14 protein-coding genes are annotated in these 12,621 nt (G+C 74.7%); 4 read left to right on the top strand and 10 right to left on the bottom strand.

The window, feature by feature from the left end; genetic code table 11:
- Window positions 1–74 precede the first annotated feature (74 nt).
- Both ABH931_RS35220 and ABH931_RS35215 read right to left on the bottom strand, forming a co-directional pair.
- Entirely contained in the window at window positions 75–527 is a 453-nt protein-coding gene (locus tag ABH931_RS35220; protein WP_370122859.1) for a cyclic nucleotide-binding/CBS domain-containing protein, read from the bottom strand.
- 6 nt (window positions 528–533) lie between these two features.
- Window positions 534–1,199: a CBS domain-containing protein gene (locus ABH931_RS35215; RefSeq protein ID WP_370122856.1), complete on the bottom strand. Its 666-nt coding sequence runs from the start codon at window positions 1,197–1,199 to the stop codon at window positions 534–536.
- A 252-nt stretch (window positions 1,200–1,451) separates the two neighbouring features.
- On the opposite strand from ABH931_RS35215, the gene ABH931_RS35210 reads away from it, so the two are divergent.
- Entirely contained in the window at window positions 1,452–1,667 is a 216-nt protein-coding gene (locus tag ABH931_RS35210) for a hypothetical protein (RefSeq protein WP_370122853.1), read from the top strand.
- Window positions 1,664–2,311 carry a hypothetical protein gene (locus ABH931_RS35205; RefSeq protein ID WP_370122850.1) on the top strand — a complete coding sequence of 216 codons (648 nt, stop codon included), beginning with the start codon at window positions 1,664–1,666 and terminating at the stop codon, window positions 2,309–2,311. Before ABH931_RS35210 ends, ABH931_RS35205 begins: the two co-directional genes overlap by 4 nt.
- Window positions 2,312–2,362: 51 nt before the next feature.
- Here the strand turns inward: ABH931_RS35205 and ABH931_RS35200 are convergent, their stop codons facing one another.
- Both ABH931_RS35200 and ABH931_RS35195 read right to left on the bottom strand, forming a co-directional pair.
- Window positions 2,363–3,214: a universal stress protein gene (locus ABH931_RS35200; RefSeq protein ID WP_370122847.1), complete on the bottom strand. Its 852-nt coding sequence runs from the start codon at window positions 3,212–3,214 to the stop codon at window positions 2,363–2,365.
- The gene (locus ABH931_RS35195) at window positions 3,214–4,095 is read right to left on the bottom strand and encodes a universal stress protein (protein WP_370122844.1); all 882 of its coding nucleotides are present in this window, start codon (window positions 4,093–4,095) and stop codon (window positions 3,214–3,216) included. Before ABH931_RS35195 ends, ABH931_RS35200 begins: the two co-directional genes overlap by 1 nt.
- 139 nt (window positions 4,096–4,234) lie before the next feature.
- Between ABH931_RS35195 and ABH931_RS35190 the strand changes: the two genes are divergently transcribed.
- A complete protein-coding gene (locus ABH931_RS35190; RefSeq protein ID WP_370122841.1) occupies window positions 4,235–4,960 on the top strand; it encodes an HAD family hydrolase in 726 nt (241 codons plus the stop codon).
- A gap of 99 nt (window positions 4,961–5,059) precedes the next feature.
- Here the strand turns inward: ABH931_RS35190 and ABH931_RS35185 are convergent, their stop codons facing one another.
- Window positions 5,060–6,088, bottom strand: coding sequence for a zinc-dependent alcohol dehydrogenase family protein (locus tag ABH931_RS35185; protein ID WP_370122839.1), 1,029 nt, complete (start codon window positions 6,086–6,088; stop codon window positions 5,060–5,062).
- A gap of 156 nt (window positions 6,089–6,244) precedes the next feature.
- Here ABH931_RS35185 and ABH931_RS35180 point away from each other — a divergent pair, with 156 nt between their 5' ends.
- The gene (locus ABH931_RS35180; protein ID WP_370122837.1) at window positions 6,245–8,674 is read left to right on the top strand and encodes a glycoside hydrolase family 65 protein; all 2,430 of its coding nucleotides are present in this window, start codon (window positions 6,245–6,247) and stop codon (window positions 8,672–8,674) included.
- Window positions 8,675–8,685: 11 nt separating this feature from the next.
- On the opposite strand, the gene ABH931_RS35175 is transcribed toward ABH931_RS35180, so the two are convergent.
- The 5 genes from ABH931_RS35175 to ABH931_RS35155 all read right to left on the bottom strand — a co-directional run bounded on the left by ABH931_RS35175 (window position 8,686) and on the right by ABH931_RS35155 (window position 12,610).
- Complete coding sequence (locus tag ABH931_RS35175) at window positions 8,686–9,510, bottom strand: universal stress protein (RefSeq protein WP_370122834.1); 825 nt, start codon at window positions 9,508–9,510, stop codon at window positions 8,686–8,688.
- 38 nt (window positions 9,511–9,548) lie between these two features.
- Entirely contained in the window at window positions 9,549–10,562 is a 1,014-nt protein-coding gene (gene adhP / locus ABH931_RS35170; protein WP_370122831.1) for an alcohol dehydrogenase AdhP, read from the bottom strand.
- Between the two features lie 130 nt (window positions 10,563–10,692).
- On the bottom strand, window positions 10,693–11,694 hold the full coding sequence (locus ABH931_RS35165) for a hypothetical protein (protein ID WP_370122828.1): 1,002 nt from the start codon (window positions 11,692–11,694) through the stop codon (window positions 10,693–10,695).
- Window positions 11,695–11,730: 36 nt separating this feature from the next.
- Entirely contained in the window at window positions 11,731–12,396 is a 666-nt protein-coding gene (locus tag ABH931_RS35160) for a CBS domain-containing protein (protein WP_370122825.1), read from the bottom strand.
- Window positions 12,380–12,610, bottom strand: a complete 231-nt coding sequence (locus tag ABH931_RS35155; RefSeq protein ID WP_370122822.1) for a DUF1918 domain-containing protein — start codon at window positions 12,608–12,610, stop codon at window positions 12,380–12,382. Before ABH931_RS35155 ends, ABH931_RS35160 begins: the two co-directional genes overlap by 17 nt.
- Window positions 12,611–12,621 lie beyond the last annotated feature (11 nt).

Genomic DNA, 12,621 nt, shown 5'->3' with positions numbered 1-12,621 from the left:
GAGGCGACCAGCGGCACCCCGGTGGACGGGCCGGTCACGGTCCGTCCACCGGGGTGGACCGTCACCACTCCTCCTCAGGCGGGCTCGCGCAGCGGACCCTCGTCGAGCGGGCCGTCGCGCAGGGCGCTCCAGGACACCGGTCCGAGCAGGTCGGCGTACCGCTGGAAGACGTCGAGGAACAGGTCGTCGACGGCCAGCAGCCCGACCAGGCGACCGCCCGAGACGACGGGAAGCCGCCGCACCCCGCTGCGGCGGAACATCCGGTACGCCTCGGCCAGGTCCGCCTCGGCGTCGAGGGTGACCACCGGCTCGGACATGACCAGGCTCACCGGCGCCTGCGGTTCGAGCCCTGTCGCGAGCGCACGGACGGCCAGATCGCGGTCGGTGACGACGCCCAGCGGGACGCCGTCGACGGTGACCAGGACGCAGCCGACGCCATGGGTGTCGAGGCAGACCGCCGCCTGACGGACCGTGTCACCGGGGCCGACGGTGACCGTCGGAGCGTTCATCACGTCGCTGACGCGCATCGCCGCTCACCCCTCGCCCAGTGTGTCGTCCTCGGCGAAGGCCAGCCGGGAATCCAGTCCGACCACCCCGTCGGCCCCACGGCACAGCCGCTCGACGACAGGCACCAGGCTCCGCCGCGGCACCTTGCCCTCCAGGGTGACCACGCCGTCCACGACATGGACCTGGACGGCGCCGGGGTCGAGCGCCAGCGTCTCGCGCAGCACGTCGTACTCGATCTCCTCGCGGATCGCCCGGTCGCTGCGCAGGAAGACACGCAGCAGGTCGCGGCGGCTGACCATGCCGACGACACGGTCGGTGTCGTCGACGACGGGCAGGCGCTTGACGCTGTTCTGCTTCATCGCGCGGGCGGTCTCCACCACGCTCCAGCCGGTGCGCGCCGTGACGACGGGCGCGGACATGACGTCGCGGGCGGTCGCCGCGGCGGTGCCGGGCTCGAACTCCGAGACGGAGCGCCGAACGGGCTCGCGCCCGCCCGGATCGGCCTGGGCGGCCTCCTTGCGGAGCAGGTCCGCCTCCGAGACGAGGCCGACGAGGCGGCCCGAGCCGTCCAGCACCGGTACGGCGCTGATCTCCTGCTCGGTCAGGATCTCCGCGATCTCCTTGAACGGCGTGTCCGTCTGCACGGTGATCACGTCGCGGGTCATCAGGTCATCGACGACGCGGTGTCTCATCTCGCCCACCGATCCTCTCTCTTCCTTGCCTGACTCCAGCGTCACCCCGCCTCCCGCCCGGCGCAGTGGCCGGGCGGACCACGGCCGGTGGGCCGATGGTCCCGGTCCGCGCCCGCGCACGACGTGGGCGGGCGCGGAAGGGGCCGGTCGGCCGTCGAACAGGGCCCGCCCGGACCTCCCGCCGTGACGTCGCGCGGACGCACGGTGGAGGTCGGGTGGCCGACCGGCCGCGCCGGACGGAGGTGGCACGCGATGAACGCCAAGTACCGACTTGCCGCCCGACGCCGGGCTGAGTCCCGCCGCCGACACCGCCGGCTGGGCCACGACCCGGAACTGCTGGAACTGCTGCGCGCGGCGGCCGCCATCGCGCGCCCTCGCCCGGAGCCGGACCCGTCCGGTCGGCGACCGGTCCCGAGCACCTCGCACGGCGCGGCCGCCACGCGGACGCGGCCAGGGAGGCCGTGGTGAACCACCGGACCCTGATCGGCGCCGGGGCGGCGACCGTCGCCGGCTTGGCGGCCGGATATCCCTGGCTGTGGCGCCACGCCTGCCTGACCTGGGGGTCGAGCGCCGTGGAGGTCTGCCGGGAGATGCCCGGCGACACGCTGCTGCCGGCCGCGCCGCTGGTGACGACCCGCGCGATCACGATCGACGCGTGGCCGTCGGCGGTGTGGCCGTGGCTGGTGCAGATGGGGCCGGGCCGCGGCGGCGCCTACACGTACGACTGGATCGAGAACCTGCTGGGGCTCGACATGCACAGCGCCTACCGGATCCTCCCCCGGTTCCAGAAGCTCGGGCTCGGCGACACCATGCGCCTCGGGCGCACCGGACCGGTGCTGGAGGTGGCCGTGCTCGAACCCGAGCACGCCCTGGCGTTCCACTCGCAGGACGGGGCCTGGGTGTGGTCCTTCGGCCTCTACCCGCGCGGCCACAGCACGCGCCTGGTCAGCCGCAACCGGATCCAGCCGCCCGACCCGTCACCGCTGTACCGGCTCTTCTCCCTGTACGTCATGGAGCCGGGAAGCCTGGTGATGGAGCGTCGGATGCTGCTGGGCATCAAGAGCCGGGCCGAGGCCCTGCAAGCGGAGAACCTGCCGACGCCGGGCCAGTGAGACCCAGGGCCGCTGACCGGGCCTTCGCCCGGTCAGCGGCCCTCGTCGGTGTCACCGGTGCGGGACCACCGCGACCGGGCAGGCCGTCCGGCCGAGCACGGCGGGAACGACGGGCCCCAGCCTCGCGGGAGGCGTGCGACGGCGCCGACGCCCCAGGACGAGCAGCGACGCCTTCTCCGTGGCCGGCGGCAACACCCACGCGGGCACGCCGTCATGCTCCTCGCTGACGGCCTCGACCCCGGGAAAGAACGCCTGGACTGCGGCGAGTTCGGTGCTCAGGACATGCCCTTCGACCTCGCGCGGATCGGCTCCGGGCCCCGCGTGCACGGCGGCTGACAGCGCCCCTGCCGCCCGCCACACGTGCAGGGCGTGCAGGCGGACACCCAGACACCGCGCCTGCTCGAAGCCGAAGCTCAGGACCGGCCCGCAGTCGCCAGCCAGGTCGACGCCGACGAGCACCTCACGGTCCGGCGGTGCCCCGGCCGTCCCCGGAGGAACCAGCACCACGGGGCTCTCCGCACGCGAGGCGACGGCCAGCGCGACGGACCCGAGGACCAGCGCGGCCGGCCCGGCGCCCCGCGTACCCAGGACGAGCGTCCCGGCCCGGTCGGCGGCGCGGCACAGCAGATCGGCCACGTCGCCGCCCTCCTGCGTCGTCGCGTCGATCGGCAGGCCGGGGTGGACGCGGCTCAGCTCGGCCGCGGTGCGCGCCATCGCGTCCGTGGCGTCGATCTCGACGTCCGGCCGGCGCGGGCGCAGGGGCTCGGGCCCCTGGTCCAGCGGCGGCCGCACATGGAGCAGGCGGACGGGCGCGCCGGTGGCGGCGGCGTACGCGGCCGCCCAGCGCGCCGCCGCGGCGGCCGTCTCGGATCCGTCGAAGGCGACGGTCAGCGGCAGGGACATCACGACCTCCCGGGGTACTGCGGCGGGACCACGACCAGCGGTCCGTGGGTGTGGTGGACGAGCGAGCGGGTCGTGGAGCCCAGCAGCGCCTCGCGCCAGCCGCCACGTCCGTGGCTGCCGACGACCAGACAGCGCGCCTGCCGGGCCTCCTCGGCAAGCAGGTGGGCGGGGTGGCCGGTGAGGACCTGGCGCTCGACCGCGACCTGCGGGTACTTCTCGTGCCAGCCGGCCAGTGCCTCCGCCAGGTCCAGCCGGGTTTCCTCGTAGAAGCCCGCGCGGGCGGCGCTGTGCGGACGGCGGACCTCGACCGCCGCCAGATCCGATCCGGTGAGCGCCGCCTCCTCGTACGCCCAGGCGACGGCGGCCTCGGAGGCCGCCGATCCGTCCACACCGACCACGACGGTGCCACCGTGGTCCGGCCGAGGCTCCTCGGGTCGCGGCACGAGCGCGACCGGGCAGGGCAGTTCGCCGAAGAGTCCGGCGCCACGGCTGCGGACGAAGGCCGCGTCGGTCTCGCTCAGTCGCCGCGTGCCCAGGACCACCAGCGACGCCTCCCCGCCGATGCGGCGCAGGACCTCGCTGGGCTTGCCCTCCGCGACGGCGACACTGATGTCCAGCTCGGGGTGCAGGTGCAACGCCTCAGCGCGGGCCGTGTCCACCAGCCCCTGTCCGGCGGCCCGGAAGTGCGACGCCCACAGGTGACCGCCGGTCCCCGGGGTCACCCCGGGCGGGATCGCGGACGGCCACTCCTGGGCGTGCAGGATCAGCAACGGCAGGCCCCGTCGCGCCGCCTGGTCGGCGGCCCAGCTGACCGCCCAGACGGTGGCCGCGGAGCGGGACACACCGACGAGGACGGGGGCGCGGTCGTTCGGCACGTTCATGGTGGGCTCCTCCCACGGGGCTGACGGCTCCGTCCCTTCGATCGTGGCCCGACGGGCACCGTCGACCCAGGGCCGTTCAGCCCGCCGACCGGCCCTGCCCCGGACCGCGCCCGGCCCGCACCGGTGTTGTACTGACGGTGTGATCGGGATCGAGGAGTTGGCCGGGGCCGTCTTCGACACGGACGGCGTGCTCACCGACACCGCGGCGCTGCACGCCATGGCGTGGAAGGCGGCCTTCGACGACCTGCTGCGGGCGCTGCCACCGGGCACCGCGCAGGAGACGCGGGCGCCGTTCGACCTGGCGACGGACTACGCGCGCCACGTCGACGGCCGCTCCCGCGAGGACGGCGTGCTGGCCTTCCTCACCTCCCGGGGCCTCACCGACCTGAATCCGGCCGCCGTCACCCGGCTCGCCGAGCGCAAGGACCGCATCTACCTCGCACTGCTGCGCCGCGAGGGCGCGGTCCCACGGCCCGGCGCGGTCGACCTGCTCACCGCGCTGCGCGGGCACGGGGTGCTCACGGCGGTGGTCTCGGCCAGCCGCCACTGCGCCCGGGTGGTGGCCGCCGCCGGGCTGGCGGACCTCTTCGACACCCGGGTGGACGGCGTGGAGGCGGCCCGGCTGGGCCTGGCCGGCAAACCCGATCCGGCCCTGTTCCTGGAGGCGGCGCGGCGCCTCGGCACCTCGCCCGCGAGGACGATGGTGGTCGAGGACGCGCTGGTCGGCGTCCTGGCCGGACGGCGGGGAGGCTTCTCGCCGGTCGTCGGGGTCGACCGGGGCGCGGGCGCGGAGGAGCTGCGCGCGAACGGCGCGGACGTCGTCGTCGACGCCCTCACCGAGCTGCCGCCGTTGTTGGGGTTGTGACACGGGGTACCCGGCCGGAGGGTTCTGGGCGATCGCGCCTCGGGCCGGCCGGGGCGGGAGACGGTGGCCACGCCGGGCGCGGGGCGGACGGCGCGGACGTCACTCCCGCAGGTCCAGCACCGCCACGCCGGTGACCCGGTCGGCGGCCAGGTCCGCGAGGGCGCGGTCGGCCTGCGCGAACGGGTAGCGCACGGTCTGCACACGCAGGGGCAGGCCCGCGACCTCGGCCAGGTACGCACGGCCGTCCGCGCGGGTGTTGGCGGTGACGCTGCGCAGCGTGCGTTCCTGGAACAGGTGGGCCGCGTAGTTCAGGACCGGGATGTCCGTCAGGTGGATGCCCGCCACGGCCAGGGTGCCGCCGCGGTCGAGCGCGGCGAGCGCGGTCGGCACCAGGTCGCCGACGGGTGCGAAGAGGATCGCCGCGTCCAGGGGTTCGGGCGGCGAGTCGTAGGCGCCGCGCGCCGACGCCACGCCGAGCTCAAGCGCGAGCCTGCGGGCCTCCTCAGCACGGGTGAGCACGTGCACGGTGGCGCCCCGGGCCATGGCCAACTGGGCGGTCAGGTGGGCCGAGGCGCCGAACCCGTAGAGGCCGAGCCGCCCACCCGACGGCAGCTGAGCCCGCTCCAGGGCGCGGTAGCCGATGATCCCCGCGCACAGCAGCGGGGCGAGCTCTGCCTCGTCGCGCTCGTCGGGCGGCAGGGGGTAGACGTAGCGGGCGTCGGCCAGCAGGTGACGGGCGAAGCCGCCGTCGCGGTCCCAGCCGGTGTAGCGGGAGAAGGGGCACAGGTTCTCCTGCCCGGCCAGGCAGTAACGGCACTCGCCGCAGGTCCCGGCCAGCCAGGCCACGCCCACCCGGACACCGGGCACGAACCCGGGTGTCTCCGGCCCGGTGGCGACGACCTTGCCGACGGCCTCGTGGCCGGGGGTGCGGCCCGGCGCGCGCGGCGGCAGATCGCCCTCGGCGAGGTGCAGGTCGGTGCGGCACACGCCGCAGACGTCGACCTCGACGAGCAGCTCACCCGGTCCAGGATCGGGCACGGTCTTGCGGACCGGCCGTAGCGGCCCGGTGGCCATCGGGCCCGGCCGCTCCACGACCCACGCGTCCGTCTCGCGCCCCGCCGCGACCACCGGCCCACCTGCCTCCGCTCGCCGATCCCTCTCCCCTCGACGGTCCCCCCGGCGCCCCGGCGCCGCAAGCGCGCCCCCGTCACGGCCGGGCCGAGGTGCGGCGCGGCGCGCGGCCGAGGACGATGAGAGGGTCCTCGGGCAGCACCTGGAGCCTTCGTGAACGGCGACGCCTGGAACCTGCGCTACCAGGGTCTCGACCCGGCGCAGGAAGGCCTGCGCGAGGCGCTGTGCGCCGTGGGCAACGGCTGGTTCGTCACGCGCGCGGCCGCCCCCGAGGCGGTCGCCGACGGCGTCCACTACCCCGGCACCTACCTGGCGGGCGTCTACCACCGCACCGTCTCGACCGTGCAGGGACGCGCGGTGGCCAACGAGGACCTGGTCAACTGCCCGAACTGGCTCCCGCTCGCGTTCCGCGCCGTCGACGGGGACGGTGACGGTGTTGCCGCGAGTGTCCCGTGGTTCGGCGAGCCGGGGTTCTCCGCCCTCGACCAGCGTCTGGAGTTCGACCTGCGACACGCGATCCTGACCCGGCGGCGCCGCTGTCGCGACGGCCGGGGACGCACCACCGACGTCGTGCAGCGCGTCTTCGCCCACATGGGACGACCGCATCTGGGCGTGCTCGTCACCCAGCTCACGCCGGTCGACTGGTCCGGAACGGTCGAGATCCGCTCCGGCCTGGAGGGCCGCGTCGTCAACGACGGCGTCGCCCGCTACCGGGGGCTGGAGAACCGCCACCTCGTGCCGACCGGGCAGGACGCGGCGGGCGAACTGGTCCGGCTCCAGGTGGCGACCCCCGACTCCGGCCTGCGGATCGGCCTCGCCGCGCGCACCCGGGTGCGCTCGGGCGACAGCGAGGTGCCCGCCCCGCTCGTGGCCCGGCTGGACACACCGGGGCGCGTCGACCAGCTGCTCACCGTGGCGGTGCGTCAGGGCCACTCGCTCACAGTGGAGAAGACCGTCGCGCTGTTCACCTCCCGGGACCGGCTGACCACCGAGCCGGCGACGGCGGCCTGCGAACTCCTCGCGGAGGCAGGCGACGCGGCCGCGCTGGAACGCGAACACCGGTTGCGCTGGGCCGAACTGTGGCGCCGCTGCCGGATCGGCGCGGACTTCGAGGGCGCGGGTACGATCCACCTCTACCTGCTGCACCTGCTGCAGACCTACTCGCAGCACTCGGTCGACCTCGATGTCGGCATCCCGGCGCGCGGCCTGCACGGCGAGGCCTACCGCGGCCACGTCTTCTGGGACGAGCTGTTCATCCTGCCCTGGTTCAACCGGCACCTGCCCGAGCTGAGTCGGGCCGTGCTGCGCTACCGGCACCACCGCCTGGACCGGGCCCGGCGCACCGCCGCGGCGGCAGGCCGACGCGGCGCCCTGTTCCCCTGGCAGAGCGGCAGCGACGGCGCGGAGGAGACCCAGCAGCTGCATCTGAACCCCCGCTCGGGCCGCTGGCTTCCGGACCACAGCCGGCTCCAGCACCACGTCGGCTCGGCGGTCGCCTACAACGTCTGGCAGTACCACCAGGCCACCGGCGACACCGAGTTCCTGGCCCAGGCGGGCGCGGAACTGGTCCTGGAGATCGCCCGGTTCTGGGCCGACTCGGCCGAGTTCGACGAAGGGATCGGCCGCTACCACATCCGTGGCGTGGTGGGCCCGGACGAGTACCACGACGCGTACCCGTGGGCGTCAGGCCCCGGCATCGACGACAACGCCTACACCAACGTCATGGCGTCCTGGACCCTGCACACCGCCCGGCGACTGCTCCCGCTCGTACCCGGCGGTCGCCGCGCGGAGCTGCTCGAACGGCTCGGCATCGACGCGGCCGAGCTGGCCCGCTGGGCCGACGTCGAGCACCGGCTCCACGTCCCGCTCCACGACGGGGTGATCAGCCAGTTCGACGGCTACGAGCGTCTGGAGGAGCTGGACTGGGCCGGCCTGCGCCGCCGCCACGGCGACATCCGCCGCCTGGACCGGATCCTGGAGGCCGAGGGCGACTCGGTCAACCGCTACCGGGCCTCGAAGCAGGCGGACGTGCTGATGCTGTGGTACCTGTTCCCACCCGCGGAGGTACGGCGGCTGCTCACCCGTCTCGGCGTGCCGGCGGACACGGAGCTGATGGAACGCACCGCCGACTACTACCTGCCGCGCACCTCCCACGGCTCGACGCTCAGCGCCGTCGTTCACGCCTGGGTACTGGCCCGGCGCGACCGGCCGGCCTCCTGGCGGTTCTTCCAGGAGGCCGTCGCGAGCGACGCCCACGACATCCAGGGCGGCACGACCGCCGAGGGCGTGCACCTGGGCGCCATGGCCGGGGCGGTGGACCTGCTGGAGCGCTGCTACTCGGGCCTGTCCCTGCACAGGGAGACGCTGGTGCTCGACCCGGCACTGCCGCCCCAGCTCGGACAGCTGGACCTGACGCTGCGGCACCGGGGGCACGACGGCGTGCTGGTGCGCCTCACGCACCGCCACGCCTCCGTCACCGTGCCGCCCGGGACCGCCGCGCCGATCCACGTGCGCGTCCACGGGACGGAGGCGACGCTGCGGGCCGGGGAGACCCTCCGGGTCGACCTGACGGTCACCCGCTGACCGCGGTCAGCTCACACCGGCACCACGGCCACCGGGCACAACGCGTTCTGGACCACCGCCAGGCTGACGGAGCCGAGCCGGGCCAACGGCCCGGCGTGACCGCCGTGGCGCCCGACGACGACCAACGCGGCATCGGCGGACAGTCCCACCAGCTCCTTGGCCGCGCCGGACCGGACGCTCACCTCGCCGACCTCGACCCCCGGGAACCGCTCGCGCCATCCGGCCAGCACCTCGGCGAGCAGGCGCTCCTGCTCGGCCTCGATGTGGCCCTTCTCGTACACGGGCGGCGTCGCGCGGCCCTGGGAGAGCAGGGGGTAGCGCCAGGCGTGCACCACGTGCACCGACAGCCCCCGGCGTTCGGCCGCCTCGAAGGCGAACTCCAGGACCGCCACGTCGGGGTCCTTGGCGTCGATGCCGACGACCACCGGACCGCTCGGGCTGTCCCCGGCTCGCTCCCGGTCGGGGACGACGACCACCGGGCAGCCCGCTGTCCCGGCGACGTGCAGGCTCGTCGAGCCCACCAGCAGGCCGGGGAACCCGCCGGAGCCGCGGGCGCCGAGGACGACCAGTTCGGCGGAGGACGTGGCGGCGTCGAGCACGTCACGCACCTCGCCGGGGACGGCCTCGACGTTGACGGCGAGAAGCTCGGGCATGTGCTTGCGCAGCCCGTCGGCCAGTGAGTCGAGCAGTTGGCGGGCGTAGTCCGGGGCCGCGTCGCCGCAGGCGGTCAGGAGCCTCAGCTCGCTGCCACGCAGTGCCGCCTCCTGGGCGGCCCAGTCGAGTGCGGGTCCCTCGTCGGCCGATTCGTCCACTGCGAGGACGACGGTTCGGGGCATGGCTTCCTCCTGTTGCGTCCGTGCCGCCGTGCGGGCGGTCAGCGAAGGTCGAAGACGAGGCGGGCGGAGACCTTGCCGGCCAGCACCTCCTCGATGCAGGCGTTGACCTCCTCCAGGCGACGGCTCTCCCGGATCACCCGGGTGCGCCCCAGCTGGTGCAGCCGGAAGACCTCGGCGAGGTCCTGCCGGGTGCCGACGATGGAGCCGACCACCCTGGTGCCGTTCAGTACCGTGTCGAAGACGGGCAGTTCCAGTTTGCCCCCGGCGGGCAGGGCGACCAGGACCAGCGTGCCGCCGCGCCGCAGCGCGCCGTAGGCGGCCTGGAAGCTGTCGTTGCTCACCGCGAGGGAGATCGCCGCGTCCGCACCGCCCAGCCGCTGCGTCTCGGCGGCGACATCCTGGGTGCGGGCGTCGATGACGTGGTCGGCGCCGAGTTCGCGGGCCAGGGCGAGCTTCTCGTCGGTCACGTCCACCGCGATCGTCTCGGCGCCGGCGATCCGCGCGTACTGGAGCGCCAGGTGGCCGAGCCCGCCGATACCGGAGACCAGCACCCGCGCGCCCGGGCGGGCACCGGAGACCTTGACGGCCTTGTAGGTGGTCACCCCGGCGCAGGTGAGCGGCGCCGCGTCCAGGGGGTCGACGCCGTCCGGTACGGGGACCACGTAGTCGCCGTGGGCCAGCGCGTACTCGGCGTAGCCGCCGTCGACGGAGTAGCCGCTGTTGTGCTGCTGGAGGCAGAGCGTCTCCCAGCCGGTGACGCAGTAGTCGCAGCGACCGCACGCCTCCGCGAGCCACGGGACCGCCACCCGGTCCCCCACCTGGACGTACCGCACCTCGTGGCCCGCGGCCTCCACGATGCCGACGCCCTCGTGGCCGGGGACGAACGGCGGGGTGGGCCTGACCGGCCAGTCGCCGCGGGCGGCGTGGATGTCGGTGTGGCACAGCCCGCACGCCTCGATGCGGACCCGCACCTGGTGCGGGCCGGGCTCGGGCAGCGGGCGGTCCTCGATGGTCAGCGGGGCCGTGAAGTCACGGACGACGGCAGCCTTCATCGCTCTCTCCTCACCTTGCCGCCCCGACCTGGCCGGGGCGTGCGGTCGGACCCCATCCCAGCAGGCGGCCGTCCGACCCTCCTTGGGCCGGACGGTCCCTTCCTGGCGGGCCGGGCGGCCCGGCCCGGACTCAGTCCAGTTCCAGGATCTCCGCGACCGGGCGGCGCGGGGTCTTGGCTCCGGGCGGGCCGAAGCCCAGTCGCAGCACGATCTGAACGTAACCGGGCCCGGTCTCCGGATCGCGCAACTGCCAGCGCGTGTCCGGCCACTCGACGGCCTGGTGCAGCACGGAGGCGCGCACGTCGTGCAGGGTCGCCAGCAGCCACACGCGCTCCAGCGCCATGCCCGTGCGGACCCAGGCGCTGCGGTCGTCGTGCGCGGTGGTGAACGTCGCGAGCTGCGGCAGCGGCTCGAAACGGGCGGAGGCGGGCACACCGGTCGGAGGGTGGCCGGTGAAGCTGCGCATGGGCACACGCGCGTCGCGGTCCAGCGGTCCGAGGGCGGCAGCCGGGATGCCGTCGTTCGCGGGGGCCTCCAGCCGCACCCAGCTGCGAAGCTCGGCCTCGCGGGCGATGTCGGCGGCGGTGCGGCGCTCGGCGTCGGCGGTGAGCTCGAGGACCCGTCGGGTCTCGGCCTCCTCCAGCATGGCGAGCACGACGCCTTCGTGGTCGGCCGCCGCCATCAGGTCGCCGACGAGCCGCTCGGGCACGTCGCGGTTGGTGAACGGCCGGCGGCTGCTGTGGCGCACGCCGATCGCGGGGTGGAGCTCCGCGTCGGCGGCGGAGTGCTCGCCGGGACCGGGCGGGACGAACCGCAGTTCCGCCACCAGGTCCGGCTGCGCGACGTCGGGGAGCAGGCGCAGGCGGGTCGAGAGGCCGAGCGCCGCGGCGGCGACCCGGATGTTCAGCACGGCGGCGCCGACGGAGATGTGCAGGGCCCGTGCGGTCGGGTCGGTGGCGGGCACCGCGCGGGAGCGGTCGGCGAAGACCAGCATCCCGGTGCGGTCGTCGGTGGCGCGGAAGCGCCACGGCTGGCTGTTGTGCAGCGAGGGCGCGGCGCCCCCGGCGGCCGCCAGCCGGCCGAACTGCTCCGGCGTCAGTGGGGCGCTGCTGGTGAGGGACTTCTCGGTCATGGCGGCCGCCTCCTTCGATGGTGCGGTGGGCGGGGTTCAGCGGTCGACGAGCGTCTGGCCGCTGACGTCCCACTGGACGTCGACGACGCCCTCGACAGCGCGGACCAGGCGTGCGGCGACCGGGACGAGGGTGGTGTCGGCCAGGCGACCGGTCAGAGTGACGACGCCGTTCGCGACCTCGACCACGACGCCCGGAGCTTCGTCCCCGAAGAGGTAGGCGACGACCTCCCGGTGGACCTCCTCCGCGATCTCCGCGTCCGGGCGCAGGAAGACCTTGAGCAGGTCGGCACGGCTGACGACGCCGGCCAGCATGCCCAACGGGTCGACGACGGGCAGCCGCTTGACGTGGTGCAGGGCCATCTGACGCGCGGCCTGAGCGAGGGTCGCGTCCGCGTGCACGGTGACGGCGGGCGCGGTCATCAGCTCGGCTGCCGTCAGCGCTCCGGCCTTGGCCATGTCGCCCAGACGGCGCCGCCGCTCGGGCGGGCTGGGTTCGGCGTCACGGAACTCCTCCTTGTGGAGCAGGTCCGCCTCCGAGACGACACCGACGACCCGGCCTTCGCCGGCGGTGACGGGCAGGGCGCTGACCTGCCACTCGGCCATCAGCGCGACGATGTCCTTGAACGGGGCGTCCTGGCCGACCGAGACGACGGTGTGCGTCATCACGTCGCTGACGACGTGGGGGCTACCGCTTCCGTACATGGCTGCCGCCTCCTGACGTGATGGCGTGGTCGAAGTGGACGACATGGGCGTCGGGGCCGGGAAAGTACAGCGTGGTCCGGCCGGTGTCCGACCAGCGGACGTCGAAGGGCGGGGTGCCGTCGGGGTGGTGCAGTCCGACGACTTCGCCGTCCCTGCGCGTGGTGCCCGGTCTGGTGCCGTCCACCACGATCTGGTCTCCGGGCAGCGCGTGCATGACCGCTCTCC

The sequence above is a fragment of the Streptacidiphilus sp. MAP12-33 genome (genome assembly GCF_041261265.1).
Lineage (GTDB): Bacteria > Actinomycetota > Actinomycetes > Streptomycetales > Streptomycetaceae > Streptacidiphilus.
The sequence above is the reverse complement of the archived record's forward strand: the minus strand, read 5'-3'. Positions and strand labels throughout refer to the sequence as shown.